The sequence below is a fragment of the Rhodococcus wratislaviensis genome, assembly GCF_041228765.1.
Taxonomy (GTDB): Bacteria; Actinomycetota; Actinomycetes; order Mycobacteriales; family Mycobacteriaceae; genus Rhodococcus_F; species Rhodococcus_F wratislaviensis.
On the sequence record NZ_CP150488.1, the window covers coordinates 6993504 to 7008197 of the forward strand.

Annotated in this window: 15 protein-coding genes; 7 read left to right on the plus strand and 8 right to left on the minus strand. The window is 68.0% G+C overall.

Annotated features, from left to right (window positions below; genetic code table 11):
• Nucleotides 1-27 precede the first annotated feature (27 nt).
• Nucleotides 28-1203, plus strand: coding sequence for a DUF2786 domain-containing protein (locus WKC72_RS32270; RefSeq protein WP_370180816.1), 1176 nt, complete (start codon nt 28-30; stop codon nt 1201-1203).
• Between the two features lie 14 nt (nt 1204-1217).
• On the opposite strand, the gene rsmI is transcribed toward WKC72_RS32270, so the two are convergent.
• Nucleotides 1218-2048: a 16S rRNA (cytidine(1402)-2'-O)-methyltransferase gene (gene rsmI, locus WKC72_RS32275; protein ID WP_037243806.1), complete on the minus strand. Its 831-nt coding sequence runs from the start codon at nt 2046-2048 to the stop codon at nt 1218-1220.
• Nucleotides 2049-2122: 74 nt separating this feature from the next.
• On the opposite strand from rsmI, the gene WKC72_RS32280 reads away from it, so the two are divergent.
• Nucleotides 2123-3631 (plus strand): dolichyl-phosphate-mannose--protein mannosyltransferase, encoded by a 1509-nt coding sequence (locus WKC72_RS32280; RefSeq protein ID WP_370184601.1) that lies wholly within the window; start codon nt 2123-2125, stop codon nt 3629-3631.
• 63 nt (nt 3632-3694) lie between these two features.
• Here WKC72_RS32280 and WKC72_RS32285 read toward each other — a convergent pair whose 3' ends face one another.
• The 4 genes from WKC72_RS32285 to WKC72_RS32300 form a co-directional block, all read right to left on the minus strand.
• The gene (locus WKC72_RS32285) at nt 3695-5326 is read right to left on the minus strand and encodes a BCCT family transporter (RefSeq protein ID WP_370184603.1); all 1632 of its coding nucleotides are present in this window, start codon (nt 5324-5326) and stop codon (nt 3695-3697) included.
• A 90-nt stretch (nt 5327-5416) separates the two neighbouring features.
• Nucleotides 5417-5848, minus strand: coding sequence for a DoxX family protein (locus tag WKC72_RS32290; RefSeq protein WP_037243802.1), 432 nt, complete (start codon nt 5846-5848; stop codon nt 5417-5419).
• Nucleotides 5849-5898: 50 nt separating this feature from the next.
• Complete coding sequence (locus WKC72_RS32295; RefSeq protein WP_016883479.1) at nt 5899-6273, minus strand: GntR family transcriptional regulator; 375 nt, start codon at nt 6271-6273, stop codon at nt 5899-5901.
• A 58-nt stretch (nt 6274-6331) separates the two neighbouring features.
• On the minus strand, nt 6332-7015 hold the full coding sequence (locus WKC72_RS32300) for an NAD(P)H-binding protein (RefSeq protein WP_115948471.1): 684 nt from the start codon (nt 7013-7015) through the stop codon (nt 6332-6334).
• Nucleotides 7016-7101: 86 nt separating this feature from the next.
• Here WKC72_RS32300 and arsC point away from each other — a divergent pair, with 86 nt between their 5' ends.
• Nucleotides 7102-7458 (plus strand): arsenate reductase (glutaredoxin), encoded by a 357-nt coding sequence (gene arsC, locus WKC72_RS32305; RefSeq protein WP_037243798.1) that lies wholly within the window; start codon nt 7102-7104, stop codon nt 7456-7458.
• Nucleotides 7459-7469: 11 nt separating this feature from the next.
• Here arsC and arcA read toward each other — a convergent pair whose 3' ends face one another.
• Nucleotides 7470-8687, minus strand: coding sequence for an arginine deiminase (arcA, locus tag WKC72_RS32310; protein WP_370180817.1), 1218 nt, complete (start codon nt 8685-8687; stop codon nt 7470-7472).
• A gap of 107 nt (nt 8688-8794) precedes the next feature.
• Between arcA and WKC72_RS32315 the strand changes: the two genes are divergently transcribed.
• Both WKC72_RS32315 and soxR read left to right on the plus strand, forming a co-directional pair.
• The gene (locus WKC72_RS32315; RefSeq protein WP_037243794.1) at nt 8795-9325 is read left to right on the plus strand and encodes an FABP family protein; all 531 of its coding nucleotides are present in this window, start codon (nt 8795-8797) and stop codon (nt 9323-9325) included.
• Between the two features lie 42 nt (nt 9326-9367).
• A complete protein-coding gene (soxR, locus tag WKC72_RS32320; protein ID WP_112300822.1) occupies nt 9368-9847 on the plus strand; it encodes a redox-sensitive transcriptional activator SoxR in 480 nt (159 codons plus the stop codon).
• A gap of 3 nt (nt 9848-9850) precedes the next feature.
• Here soxR and WKC72_RS32325 read toward each other — a convergent pair whose 3' ends face one another.
• Both WKC72_RS32325 and WKC72_RS32330 read right to left on the minus strand, forming a co-directional pair.
• Complete coding sequence (locus WKC72_RS32325) at nt 9851-10345, minus strand: DUF2505 domain-containing protein (RefSeq protein WP_370180818.1); 495 nt, start codon at nt 10343-10345, stop codon at nt 9851-9853.
• A 50-nt stretch (nt 10346-10395) separates the two neighbouring features.
• A complete protein-coding gene (locus WKC72_RS32330) occupies nt 10396-10839 on the minus strand; it encodes a GNAT family N-acetyltransferase (protein ID WP_037243788.1) in 444 nt (147 codons plus the stop codon).
• Nucleotides 10840-10963: 124 nt separating this feature from the next.
• Here WKC72_RS32330 and WKC72_RS32335 point away from each other — a divergent pair, with 124 nt between their 5' ends.
• Both WKC72_RS32335 and WKC72_RS32340 read left to right on the plus strand, forming a co-directional pair.
• Nucleotides 10964-12418 (plus strand): wax ester/triacylglycerol synthase domain-containing protein, encoded by a 1455-nt coding sequence (locus WKC72_RS32335; RefSeq protein WP_037243786.1) that lies wholly within the window; start codon nt 10964-10966, stop codon nt 12416-12418.
• A 17-nt stretch (nt 12419-12435) separates the two neighbouring features.
• Nucleotides 12436-14694, plus strand: coding sequence for a glycerol-3-phosphate 1-O-acyltransferase (locus tag WKC72_RS32340; protein ID WP_370180819.1), 2259 nt, complete (start codon nt 12436-12438; stop codon nt 14692-14694).

A 14694-nucleotide genomic window follows, 5' to 3' on the forward strand; every position in this document is an offset into this window, starting at 1 on the left:
CACGGTGGATTCGGGAACGGAGCGCGCGTGTTCGACGACGAAGTGAGCCCCCAGGCCGCCGCGGCAGTCCACACCCTGATGGGTGAGTTGTCGGCCGCGTACGAGCGTGGGTGGCAGCCCGCCGACGTCGTGCATCTGGCGCGGAGATCGAAGGAGCCGTCCGACGCGGCGCTGGCGGCAGCCCTGGTGCTGCACGAGGCGGAGCGCACGCGGGCCGCGTACCGGGCGCCGCGGGACTGGGTGGAGCAACTCCGCACCATCGGCGAGCAGTACCCGGGTGCGTCGCACCTGGCCGGGCGGGTTCCGGTCGATGGTCCCGACGTTCGGGCCCTGGCCGCCGGGCTGCTGTTCGAAGATCCGTACCACTCCGTCTATCAGCTCACCGACCTGTCCCTGACGTGGACGAATCTGCCCGGCTGGACGGTGCTCGCTCCCCCGCCGTCGACGTGGCCCGTCGTGCGGGTCGCCGACCCCACCGCGGCCGTGCCGGGCGAGACCGAGGCCGACGCGAAGGTGCTCAACAGGATCCGCGGGCTGCTCGCGAAGGCCGAGGCCACCGACTTCGCTGAGGAGGCGGAGATCTTCACCGCGAAGGCGCAGGAGTTGATGACGCGCTACGCGATCAACGCCGCCCTCCTCCACACCCAGAACGGGGTGGGCAACACGGCGGTGCACAGTCGCCGCATCCACCTGGAGAATCCGTACGTCAAGGAGAAGGTGCACCTTCTCACCGAGATCGGTGACTCCAACCGGGTGCGCACCGTGTGGTTCAGCTCTCTCGCCATCGCGACCGTGGTCGGAACCCCCCTCGACCTCCAGCAGGTCGACATGCTGTTCACGTCGCTGCTCGTGCAGGCGACGCGCGCAATGCAATTCGCGGACGCCGACAGTCGCGGCGGTTCACGCACCACGTCGTTCCGGAAGGGTTTCCTCGCGGGCTTCGCCAGCCGCATCGGGCAGCGGTTGCGCGACGCCGACAGCCGGGCAACGGCCGAGGCCGCCGACGAGGCGTCGATTCCCGTCGACGCTCTGCTCCCGATTCTGGCCACCAAGTCCGAGGCCGTCGACGCCGAGTTCGACCGTCTGTTTCCGCGAACCAAGAAGGCACGAGGCAGGGCCGTCGACGCCAACGGCTGGTACGCCGGGCAGGCGGCCGCCGACGACGCCTCCCTGGCTCCCGGGGAGCGCGCCCTCCGGCGGTAGGGCCCGCTGGCCGTCTAGTCCTTCCGGGCCGCCAGCACCGTTTCGTAGAGTTCCCGCTTCGACACGCCGGTGGTGGCGACGAGCGCGCATGCATCCTTGAGCCGGGTGCCGTCCGCGACGAGTCGCTCCACCTCGTCGACGAGGTCGGCGGGGTCGGACGCGACGAGGGTGGCACCCTCCACCACCACCGTGATCTCGCCGCGGACACCCTCGGCGGCCCACTCGGCGAGTTCGGCGAGAGTGCCGCGGCGGACCTCCTCGTACGTCTTGGTCAGTTCCCGGCAGACGGCGGCGCGACGGGTTCCCCCGAGCACCTCGACCGCGTCCGCCAGACAGTCGGCGAGCCGATGCGGCGCCTCGAAGAACACGCACGCGCGTTGCTCGGCGACCAGGGCCTGCAACCACGTCTTGCGCTGCCCCTGCTTCCGGGGCGGGAAACCGTCGAAGCAGAACCGTTCGACGGGCAGTCCGGACAGCGCGAGCGCCGTCGTCACCGCCGACGGTCCGGGCAGGCACGTCACCGCCAGATCCTCGGCCACGCACGCCGACACCAGCCGGTACCCGGGGTCGCTGACGGAGGGCATGCCGGCGTCGGTGACGAGGAGAACGGTCTTGCCGGACGCGACGTCGGCGACGAGGGCGGGCAGCCGGGCCGTCTCGACCTGGTCGTAGAAGCTGACGACCTTGCCGGTGATCGTCACGTCGAGCGCGGAGGCGAGAGCTTTGGTGCGGCGGGTGTCCTCGGCGGCGACGACGTCGGCCGTCCCGAGCGCCGTACGCAGCCTCGGCGAGGCGTCACCCACGTCCCCCATCGGTGTTGCGGCGAGCACTAGGCGACCAGTCATGACCCACAGCCTACGATTGCGGCGTGACGATGCTGACGGACGAGCGACCGACGCCCTCCGCACGACAGCCGTCCATGGTCGGACCGGCGCCGCTCGTGCCGCCCCCCGACTTCGGTCCCGTCGACCGCGCCCGCGGCTGGGTGGTCACCCTGTTCGTCACGGCGATCGCGGCGATCACCCGGTTCACGATGCTCGGCTACCCGACGGACGCGGGCACTCCCGTGTTCGACGAGAAGCATTACGCGCCGCAGGGATGGCAGGTGCTCACCGGCGGCTGGCTCGAGGACAACCCCGGCTACGGGCTGGTGGTGCATCCGCCGATCGGCAAACAGCTGATCGCGATGGGCGAGGCGATCTTCGGCTACAACGGCTGGGGCTGGCGTTTCGCCTCCGCGGTGGCGGGCACGATCATGGTCCTGCTGGTGATCCGCATCGTCCGCCGGCTCACCCGATCCACTCTGATCGGCGGCCTCGCCGGGATCCTGCTGGTCGCGGACGGCGTCACGTTCGTGTCGTCCCGGCTCGGCATGCTCGACATCTTCCTGGCACTGTTCGCGGTCGCCGCTCTCGGCTGCCTGATCGTGGACCGCGACCAGGTCCGCGAGCGGATGGCCCGCGCGTACGACGAGGGCCGGATCGGCGACAGCGACTGGGGACCGCGACTCGGTGTGCGCTGGTGGCGGTTCGGCGCCGGGATCATGCTGGGTCTGGCGTGCGGCACCAAATGGTCGGGCGTCTACTTCATCGTGTTCTTCGGACTGCTCAGCGTCGCGTTCGACGTGTCGGCCCGGCGCGCCTACGGGGTGCGGCGCCCGTGGTTCGGTGCCGGCGTCCGCGATGTCGGCCCGGCCCTGTACGCGCTCGTCGTCGTGCCGCTGTTCGTGTACCTCGCCAGCTACTGGGCGTGGTTCGCCAGCGAGACGGGTGTGGACCGGCATGCGGTGGGCAATGAGATCGGAACGGGCGGCACCTGGTCGTTCGTGCCGGGCGCGCTCCGCTCACTGTGGTACTACAGCGGGAACGTCCTGGAATTCCACGAGGGCCTCACCAATTCGGCGGGCAATCATCACCCGTGGGAGTCGAAGCCGTGGACGTGGCCGATGGGTCTGCGCCCGATGCTGTACTACTTCGCCGAGGGTGATCACGTCACCGGCTGTGGCGCGTCGAGTTGCGTCAAGGCCGTCATGCTCATCGGGACGCCCGCCATGTGGTGGCTGGCACTGCCGATGCTCGCGTGGGCGCTCTGGCAGACCGTGGTGCGGAAGGACTGGCGTTACGCCACCCTCCTCACCGCCTACGGCGCCGCGTTCCTGCCGTGGCTGACCACCCTGGACCGCCAGATGTACTACTTCTACGCGGTGGCGCTGGCGCCGTTCATGGTGATGGGTCTCGCGCTGATCCTTGGCGACATACTGGGCAGCGCGAAGGCGTCGTTCGAACGCCGCACCACGGGCCTGCTCGCCGTCTGCCTCTATGTGGGGCTCGTGGTCGCCAACTTCATCTGGCTGTGGCCGATCCTCACGGCCGTCCCGATCACCCCGGACACGTGGCAGCACCAACTGTGGCTCCCCAGCTGGCGCTGACACCGGAATGAGTCGAGCCGCCCGGGTCCCCGTGGGACACCGAGCGGCTCGCAGACTGTTTCTCTAGCGGGACGAGATCCGGTCGCGACGACGTTTCGCCGCCACTCTCCGCATCTCTCTCCGCATTTCCCGGCCGTCGACGATCATCTGGTCACGGGACAGGTCCTTGTAGAGCGAAAAGCACAACCCGATCATCACGAGGACGAACGGCGCCGCGGCGATGATCGTCATCGTCTGCAGTCCGTCGAGCGCGGTGTCGCCGCCGGTCCACAGGATGAGCGCGGCCACGCCACCGGTGAGCACACCCCAGAACACGACCACCCAGCGCTGCGGTTCCAGCGAACCGCGCTGCGACAAGGTGCCCATCACCATCGACGCGGCGTCGGCGCCGGAGACGAAGAAGATCCCCACGAGGATCATCACCAGGACGGTCGTGATGCCGGTGAGCGGCAGGTGGTTGAGCATGCCGAACAGCTGCCCCTCCTGGGTGTCCTGTCCGGCGAGGTCGATTCCGTCACGCTGCTCGCTGATTCCGGCACCACCGAAGATCGCGAACCACACGAGGCTCACGGCACTCGGGACCACGATCACGCCGACCACGAACTGGCGGATTGTCCGGCCGCGGCTGATGCGGGCCAGGAACATGCCGACGAACGGGGTCCAGGAAATCCACCACGCCCAGTAGAAGATGGTCCACGAGGACAGCCATTCGCCGGTCGCCGGATCGGACGACGCTCCGGTGCGGGCGGACATCTGCGCGAGCTGCGCGGCGTAGGCGCCGATCGTCGTGGGCAGCAGGTTGAGGATCAGGACCGTCGGTCCCACGACGAACACGAACAGGGCCAGGATGACGGCGAGCACCATGTTGGTGTTGGAGAGCCACTGGATGCCCTTGGCGACACCCGACACGGCGGACGCCACGAACGCGAGGGTCAGCAGGGCGACGATGGCGACCAACAGGAATGTGCTGACCTCCGACATCCACCCGACGACCTGGAAGCCGGAACCGATCTGCAGTGCGCCGAGACCCAGCGAAGCGGCGGTGCCGAACAGTGTCGCGAAGATCGCGAGGACGTCGATGAATTTGCCGATCGGCCCCTCCGCGCGGCGGCCGAGCAGCGGGATGAATGCGGAGCTGAACAGCTGCTTGCGACCCTTGCGGTACGAGCCGTACGCGATCGACAGTCCGACAACCGCGTACATCGCCCAGGGGTGCAGGCTCCAGTGGAACATGGTGGTGGCCATCGCAGTTCCGATGCCCCCGTTGGAACCCGGAGGGGGTGTCACGTAGTGCGCGAGCGGTTCGGCGACGCCGAAGAACATCAGTCCGATGCCCATGCCGGCGCTGAACATCATCGCGATCCAGCTGACTGTCCGGAACTCGGGCTTCTCGCCGTCCTTGCCGAGCGGAATCTGGCCGAACTTGCTGAACGCGAGCCACAGTGAGAAGAGGACGAACCCGGACGCCGACAGGACGAACAACCAGCCCATGTCGGTGACCAGCCAGTCGAGCGCCTTACCGGTCGTGGAGTCGAGATTGTCGGGGGCCACGAGCCCCCAGACGACGATTGCCGAGACCGCGGCGGCAGCGGCGGAGAACACCACGTGGTCGGTGCGAACACCGACCCGTTTGAGCCCTCCGCCGACGCTCGCGTCAGCGGTCTCGGAACCTTGATCAGGCAGATCAGTATTCATTGCCATGAACAACTACGTTGGTCATTTTCGATGGTAAAAGCAAGCTAGCCCACCGCTTCACACCGAATCGAGACCCAGCCTACGGCATCGTTACGCTGCGATTTTTCCCCATCCCGAGCCTCTTCCGAGAAGCCCGTCGATGCTGAGGCGTCCGGCACCGATCACGGCGAGAAGCAGCGACCCGACGCCCAGTGCGACGACGAGTTCATACCCGCCGTTCGCGACGAAGACGCCCTTGTCCGCGTGCACCAGAATCAGCGCTCCGAGCATGTCGAGAAACAGCAGGATTCCGGCGATCGGTGTGGCCACCCCCACGATGAGAGCAAATCCACCCGCGAGTTCGATAGTGGCGGCCGCAACAGCCGAAATGTCGGGCAGTGGGACGCCCATGTCGGCGAACGACGCCTGTGTGGCCTTCACTCCGTAGTCGAAGAACTTCTGCCAGCCGTGCGCGACGAAGACGACGCCGAGTCCGATCCGGGCAATCAGTAGTGCGAGGTCGCGGAAGAGTGCGGAAGCCATACCGAGCGTCTACCTTTCTGGGGTCACACCTTCTGGATGCGGCGCCGTCCTCATTCGGCGCCGCGGAGAGCGGACTGCACGAAGCCGAGGATCTCCTCGTCGGACACCCCCAGCTTCCGCAGGTCCTGCACATACCGTGTTGCGGCCTTCTCGGCCCCGGCGCGAATGGGGTCACCGCCGCTCGCGATGAACGTGCCCTGCTTGCCCCGGGTTTCGATGACACCCTGCTCGCCGAGTTCCCGGTACGCCTTGGCGACCGTGTTCGGGGCCAGACCCACCTCGACGGCGAGCGCGCGGACCGTGGGAATCTTGGTTCCCGCGATCAACTGCCCACTGCGCACCTGCTCGATGATCTGCAATCGCAACTGATCGAACGGGGCGGTCGACGAATCCGGATCGATGTCGATGTCCACGGCCGGCGCCACCTCCGTTGTTCCACGCGTTGTATCAGACCGTAGTTGCGCGGTTGCGGCGCCGCAATGCTTACACCGCGGCGACGGCATCCTCGATCGGCGTCGGGCCGGACGTCAGCATCAGCGTCTTCTTCGCCGTCTCCGGGTGGTCCAGGAGCGCCGCGACCACTGCGGCGACGTCGGCGCGGGTCACGGTGCCGCGTTCGAGGGGAGGCGCGGTGAGCGTGACGTGACCCGTCGGGTCGTCGTCGAGCAGACCGCCCGGACGGAGGATCGTCCAATCGAGGTGGGTGCGGGCGCGCAGGTCTTCCTCGGCGGCGGTCTTCGCGACGAGGTAGGCGGCGAACACGTCGTCGGTGCCCTCGGGGATCGGCTCCCCTGCCCCGAACGAACCGACCTGAACGAATCGCCGCGTTCCCGCCTTCTCTGCGGCGTCGGCGAGGAGGACCGCGGCCCCGCGGTCGACGGTGTCCTTGCGGGCGATGCCGCTGCCCGGGCCTGCGCCCGCGGCGAACACGGCCGCGTCCGCACCGACGAGGGTCTTCGCCACGTCGTCCGCGCTCGCCGTCTCCAGATCGATCACCACCGGTTCGGCGCCGAGCGCCGCCACCTCGTGTTCGTGGTCGGGGTTGCGGATCAGCGCGACCGCCCGATCACCGCGCGCGGTGAGAATTTTGACGAGGTGGCGGGCGATCTTCCCGTGCCCACCCGCAATGACGATGCGCCGCGGAGTCGCGTCCCTGTGCTCGGCCATGATCGATCTCCTCTTTCGTCGACTATTCACGAGTTACTACCCCTGGTTCAGCGCTCCCTGCGGGCGCGTTTGTTCCCCGGTGCAGAATGTCGGGTATGGCGAACACCGCGACCATCTACCACAACCAGCGATGCAACACGTCCCGCACCGTCCTCGGGCTGATCCGGGACGCGGGCATCGAACCGACCGTCGTGAAGTACCTCGAGACGCCGCCCTCCCGGGACGGGCTCCGCAAACTTCTCGACGACGCCGGTCTGAAGCCGAGCGAGGCGATCCGTAAGAAGGAGACCGTCTTCAAGGAACTGGGGCTCGCCGAGGCGTCCGAGGACGAACTGCTCGAAGCGATGGTGGACAACCCCATCCTCATCGAGCGACCGATCGTCGTGACGGACAAGGGCACCGTCCTCGCCCGCCCGGCCGAGAAGGTCCGCGAGGTCCTCTAGGCGCTTCGCGCCTACAGCGGGTCGCGGGCCACCGGACAGGACATGCATCGGGGGCCGCCGCGGCCCGAGCCGAGTTCGGAACCGGCGATCCGCAGGACCTCGATGCCCGACGCCTCGAGCCGGGCGTTGGTCTCGACGTTCCGTTCGTACGCGACGACGACGCCGGGTGCGAGTGCGAGCGTGTTGTTTCCGTCGTCCCACTGTTCGCGTTCGGCGGTGACGTTGTCGAGTCCGGTGTCGATGACGCGCAGCTTGCCGATGCCCATGGCCTCGGCGGCGGCGGCCAGGAACGGATCGGCTCCGCGGATCGACACGCCCTCGTCCTCACGGTGAATGGTGAACGCCGACAGCGTGTCCTGGATGACCGGGTACATCACGACGGCGTCGTGGTCGACCATCGTGCACACGGTGTCGAGGTGCATCGACGCTCTGGCCTGCGCGATGGGCACCACCAGCACGGTGTGCGCCAGTTCGTCTTCGAAGACGCTGCGCGCCAACGCCTCGGCACCGGCCGGTGTGGTGCGCTCCCCCACCCCGACGGCGACGACTCCCGGTGCGAGGAGCAGGACGTCGCCGCCTTCGACGGGGGCCGTGTGGGATTCGTAGGCGCGCCGGGCGCCGCGGAAACGCGGGTGATGGGCGTAGATGATGTCGGTGAGGGACGTTTCGCGGACCCGGGCGGGCAGGGCGAGGGACGTGATCGCGACGCGGGGTCCGATCCAGAACGACGAGTCCCGGGTGAACAGCAAATTGGGCAGCGGGTCGATGACGAAGTCGCCGCCGTGGTGCATGCGACGGACCAGCGACGCCGTGTTGGCGGCGACGGGTAGTTCGTCGAAGGTCATGCCCGCGGTGAGGATGGTGGAGAGTTCGGGGGCCGGGACACCGCGGAGATGTGCAGCCAGTTCCTGTGCCAGGGTGTGCCCGAGTTTGCGTGGGTCCACGGCCGCGCCGATGCCCTGTATGCGGGCGGCGCCGCTGGCGCCGAGTGTCTCGGTGAGCAGGTCGGACAGCAGCAGGACCTCGACGCCGCGGCTGCGCAGGAGGTCCGCGAACGCGTCGTGCTCTTCCTGCGCGCGGTCGACCCAGGGCAGTCCGTCGAAGAGCAGTTGGTCGTTGTTGCGGGGCGTGAGCCGCTTCAGTTCGTCCCCGGGCCGGTGCAGGAGGACGGCACGCAGCCGCCCGACTTCGGAGTTGGCTCCCAGCGGTGCAGAACCGGACGCGTTCATGTCTAGACGGTAATGCCGGCGGGCCCGGCAGGCACGCTCAAACGCTCCGCTGCCGACCGTGTCCCTCGGCGCCGCAGGCGAGTACCGTGAAACGGCGGAGGTATCTCATGGACGAGAACTCGACTCTCTCGCCGGCGCACTCGGATGCGGCGGCGAGTTCGTCTGCGGACACGCCCCCCTTTCCGTCGGTGCCGTCAGCCCTGGCGCCGTTCGCCGGTCTGTGGCGCGGCGAGGGTGAGGGCGCGTACCCGACGATCGACGAGTTCGCGTACACCGAGGAGATCGAATTCGCCCCCACCGGTAAACCGTTCCTGGCGTACCGGTCTCGGACGCGGGAGTCGGGCAGCGGGCGGCCGTTGCACTCGGAGTCCGGGTTTCTGCGGCTCGTCGCCGAGGACGAGGCGGAACTGCTCGTGGCCCAGCCGACCGGGTTCACCGAGATCCACCGTGGTCAGATCCGGGAGGGGACCATCGAGTTGTCGATGGTGGCGCTGAGCGCGTCCCCGGACGCGAAACCGGTGCACAGCATCCGGCGACAGTTGTCGGTGCGTGGCGGCGACCTCACGTACGACCTGTGGATGGCGCACGACCTGACTCCGCTCACACACCACCTCCACGGACATCTCCGCCGCGACTGACCTCGAGTATTGTTCAGGTAACCGCGTGAAAGGTTGCCTGTCGTGGAGATGCCCGAGTGGAGAGCCAAGGAACTGACGCCGGGACAGCTGTCGGAGCGCAGTGGCGTGGCGGTGTCGGCGTTGCACTTCTACGAGCGCGAGGGGCTGATCACCAGCAGGCGGACGTCCGGCAATCAGCGTCGCTATCGCAGGGACACGCTGCGGCGGGTCGCGTTCATCCGCATCGCTCAGCGGGTCGGGATTCCGCTGGCCGAGATCCGGGACGCCCTCGGGACCCTTCCCGAGGGCCGCACACCGAACCGTAAGGACTGGGAGAAACTGTCGACGCGGTGGCACGCGGATCTGGATCAGCGGATCGAGCAGTTGATCCGGCTCCGCGACAACCTGACCGGCTGCATCGGCTGCGGGTGCCTGTCGCTCGGGAGTTGCGCGATCGTCAACTCCCACGACCGGCTGGGCACGGCGGGGCCGGGTGCCCGCACGCTGGACGTCGAACTCGACCGCCCGGTGTCCGGGGCATGAACGTCAGCTGTCGCCGAGCCACTTCTCGATCGCGTCGCGGTCCTGGCCGACCATGTCGCCGACCAGTTTCCTGACGAGGGACTCGATCTGTCCGCCGACGAGCGGAATCTTGACCTGCACCGATCCGGCGACGTCCAGGACGGTGACGTCGCCCGACGCACGGAGCACCGACGTGCACTCGATCTTCACCGGGATCCCGGTGGAGCTGCCACTGATCCGGCCGTCGGCGTGGTCGCCGTCGAGGGCGCCCCATTCGTCGGCACGCTCGACCTTCAGTTCACCCGAGACGACCTTGCGGACCAGCCCGGGGAGGGAGGACGAGCCGATGGTGTCGCGCATCGTCGCCGTCAGCGTGCCGGGGCCGCGGCTGTCGTCGAGGGTGAGTTTCTCCGGCGCCTCTTCGAACCGGTGCTGCCAGAACGCCCGATCCGTCACGGTCGCGTGCACGCGCTCGACGGGGTACGCGATCTGTTCGGAGTATTCGAAGCTCTTCGCCATGACGGCAGCCTACGACAACTCCGTGAGCGGCGAAGGAGTCCGGAGACTCGTCAGCCACGCACGGGCGCGGAGCGCCTCATCGGCAGGTGGTCGATGCCGACCTCGAGGTAGTTCTCGCCGGTTCTGCGAAAACCGTAACGGCCGTACCAGTTTTCGAGGTAGGCCTGAGCGGAGATCTCGATGGGTCCCGGGAACGCCTCGAACACGGCTTCGAGCAGCTGCCCCGCGAGTCCCCGACCGCGGGCGTGGGCTGCGGTGGCGACGCGTCCGAGGTGCAGTGTCGGTTCGTCGGCCAGCACCCGCAGAGTCGCGAGAACCTCGCCGTCCTCCTCCGCCCAGAACTGGGTGGTGGTCGGTTCGAGGTCGCGTCCGTCGAGTTCGGGTTCCGACACGATGCCCTGCTCGAAGACGAACACGTCGGTCCGCAGGACCATGATCCGGTAGAGCGTGGCCGGGTCGATCCTGTCGAGCGTCGCGTGGTGGAGAGTCGGCACGTCCTCACCTTAGACAGAAAGTCCGGTGCGCAATCCGCCGGAACCAGGGGCGCGATCTGCGGGGCGGGTCCACACTGGAAAAGCAGCAGCTGAGGGCAACTCGAGCAACCGAATGAGGGTGGGCATGGCCGACGGCGAACCTCTGATACCGCCGAGTGCCGTCGACGTGGATTTCTCCGACGTCGCCTGGGGAGCGGACCGTACGATGTCCGACTTCGAGACCGGGATGTGGCGGATGGAGGAGGTGCAGCCGAAGCTGCGCTCACCGATTGTCGCGGTCGACGTCCTCGACAAACCGCCGGACTGGGACCGGCTGGTGCGCGCCCACGAGTGGGCGTCGCACATGGTGCCGCGCATCCGGATGCGGGTGGTGGAGCCGACGTTGCGGCTGGGCAATCCGATGTGGTCGGTCGACCCGGAGTTCGACCTCGACTATCACCTGTCGCGGGTGCGGCTGCCGGAGCCTGCGACGTTCGACCACGCGCTGCGGATGTGCAGGCACATGGCGACCGAGCCGTTCGACCGCGCCCGGCCGCCGTGGAGCGCGATGCTCATCGAGGGACTCGACGACGGCCGCGCCGTCTACGTGGTGAAGACGCACCACAGCATCACCGACGGACTCGGCGGCATCCAGTTGATGACGCTGCTGCACAGCAGGCGCCCCGAACCGTCGCCGGACAAACCGGATCGGCCCGCGCCGTTGCCGGAGCAGATGTCGGGCGGCGGCGCCCTGTTCGAGCAGGCGCTCGACAACGTGCGCAGCGCCCCCGGCCGACTCGGCGGCCTGATCCGGGGCGCGGTGCGGACGGCGATGACCGTCGTCGGCGACCCGGTGGGCAGTGTCACGGAGGTCGCCGGTTACGCGAACTCGATCCGCAGGGTGGTGACCCCTCCCCCGACCACGGGTTCGGACCTGCTGCGCGACCGCGGGCTCGGACGCTGGTTCGGGGTGCTGGAGGTGAGTGTCGACGAACTGCGTTCCGCCGCTCACGTCGCGGGAGGGTCACTGAACGACGCGTACGTGGCGGCCCTGCTGGGCGGCTTCCGCCGCTACCACGAATCGTTCGGCCACGACCTCGAGACGATTCCGGTGGGCATGCCGGTGAGCATGCGTTCGGCGTCGGATCCGACGGGCGGCAACCGATTCGCGGCGGCCCGATTCGCCGGACCGGTCGGTGAGCGCGACCCGGTCGCGCGAATCAAGAAGGTGCGCGCGATCATCCTGGGGCTGCGCCAGGAACCCGCACTCGGACTGCTGGATTCGGCCGCCCCGCTCCTGGTCCGGCTTCCGACGGTGGTGCTGGCGAACTGGTACCTCTCGCAGTCGACGGGTCTCGATCTGCAGGCCAGCAACGTCGCCGGCGTCCCCGTGCCCGTGTACCTGGCGGGCGCCCGGATCGAGCGGATGTTCCCGTTCGGCCCGGCCCCCGGTTGCGCGGTGATGGCCACCCTCGTCTCCCACGTCGGCACGTGCTGCATCGGCGTCAATCTCGACACCGCCGCCGTCACTGAGCCGGCGCGGTTCATGATGTGCCTGCAGGAGAGTCTCGACGAGATCGTCGAACTGGGCCGCGGGTGAAAGGGAAGGCTGGCGCGATGGACGAGCAGACGACACGGCCGCGGGTCTATCTCATCGAGACGATGAGCGACATGGAGGACGACGTTCTCCGCACGTGGCTGGAGCGGCAGGCGAACGACTCCGGTCAGCCGCCGCCGACGGTCCGCGTCACCGACCAGGCCCTCGCCGAACTCGTACGCCGGAAGGATGACCCGCTGCTCACCCCGCTCCGGGTGGTCTGGCTGCCGAAGGAGACCCATCCGGACGGCGCGCAGCGATTCCGGGAAACCTTGTCGCTGCGCGATCCGCTGCACCCCGGCCAGAACATGCAGCGCCGGGTGATGCGCGACGACCCGGCCCGCTGCCAGGTCCTGGAAGGCGACCCGGCCCCGCTCAGCGACCTCGAACGCCGGCTCGCCGAGAACGGTGGCGGGTCGCTTCCGGACTTCATCCGCCGCCAGGCAGCGCTGACCCTGGAGCGGGCGGAACGCACCCTCCTGGGCACGCAGTACAAGGTGTCGAAGTTCGTCGTCGACGAGATCACCGACGCCAGCCGGTACCACGCCGGCACCAGGGAGCTGTCCGCGAAGCTGAACCTCCCCGTCGCCGAGGTGGATCGCCGGGCCCGGGGGGCGCTGGACGAGATGGTCGCCGCGCAGAGCAGGCGGGCCATCGCGCTGTGGGACCAGTTGGGCCGCTACTTCTCCCGCGCCTACCGACTCGACGTCGACACCACCCGGCTCGACGAGCTGCGGGAGCTGAACAAAGAACATTCCCTGGTGTTCCTGCCCAGTCACCGCTCGTACCTCGACCCTCTGGTGTTGCGCCCGGCGCTGCTCGCGAACGACCTTCCGCTCAACCACGTGATGGGCGGTCTGAACATCAACTTCTGGCCGATCGGACCGATCGGCAAGCGCAGCGGCACCGTGTTCATCCGCCGGAAGATCGAGGGCGACGAGATCTACAAGTGGACGCTCCGCGAGTACATGCGCTACCTGCTCACGAAGCGGTTCAACCTCGAGTGGTACATCGAGGGCGGGCGCAGCCGCACCGGGAAGCTGCGGCCGCCGCGGTTCGGTCTGCTCAACTACCTCGCGAAAGCCTTCCAGGACAGCGGGATGTCCGACGTGTACCTCGTCCCGGTGTCGCTGACGTACGACCAGCTCTACGAGGTCGGGGCGATGGCGGCGGAGGCGCACGGCCAGGCGAAGAGCAAGGAGAGTCTGCGCTGGCTCTTCGGATACGTTCGGGCCCAGGGTCAACGGCACGGTGTCGCGCACGTCAACGTCGGCAGGCCGATGTCGCTGGCGGACTACCTGGGCCAGGAGGACGACCTGCGGCTGGCGGTGCAGAAGACGGCGTTCGAGGTGTGTCACCGCATCAACGAGGTCACCCCTGTCACGGCGTCGTCGCTCGTCATGCTCGCGTTCCTCGGCATCGAGGACCGGGCGCTCACCGTCGCCGAGGTCGGTGCCATTCTCGGACCCCTCGTGGACTACATCACGGCGCGCTCGCTGCCGACCGCCGGCGACGTGGACCTGACCGATCCGCAGGTGATCCGCAAGGCCGTCCGCACCCACCTCGACTCCGGGGTATTGAAGAGCTTCGATCAGGGCAGCGAACGGGTGTTCTACCTCGGCCGGGATCAGCATCTCGTGGCAGCGTTCTACCGCAACAACACGATTCACTTCCTGGTGATGCGCGCGATCGCGGAGATGGTGCTACGGGCGGCCGTCGATCAGCAGTTCACCGATCCGCTGAACGACGGATGGGATGCGGCGCTGCGCATTCGCGATCTCCTCAAGTTCGAATTCTTCTTCAGCGAGAAGGACAGCTTCCGGAAGGAACTGCGAGCCGAGTTGGATCTGATCGACCCGGCATGGGAGTCGAATCTCGGTGACCCGCAACATGCGGCGAACCTGTTGTCCGGTATGCGTATTCACCTGGCACACCGGGTTCTGCAGCCGTTCCTGGAGGCGTATGCCGTGGTCGCGGGTCAGCTGCTCCGCACTCCCGTGGACCGGAAGTTCGACGAGAAGGCGTTCATGACGTCGTGCCTCGCGCTCGCCGAGCAGCGGCGCCTCCGGCAGCAGATCGGGAGCAGCGAGTCGATTTCGGCCGAACTCTTCACAACTGCGCTCAAGCTGGCACGAAATCGGGGGCTCGTCGAACCGAACGCCGAGAACATGGCGGCACGGCGAGTCGAGTTCGACGCCGAACTCCAGACCCTGATCGATCAGGTGCTGCGCATCCGGGCCATCGCGCACGAGAATCTCGACCAGATGGGTGGTAGGTGA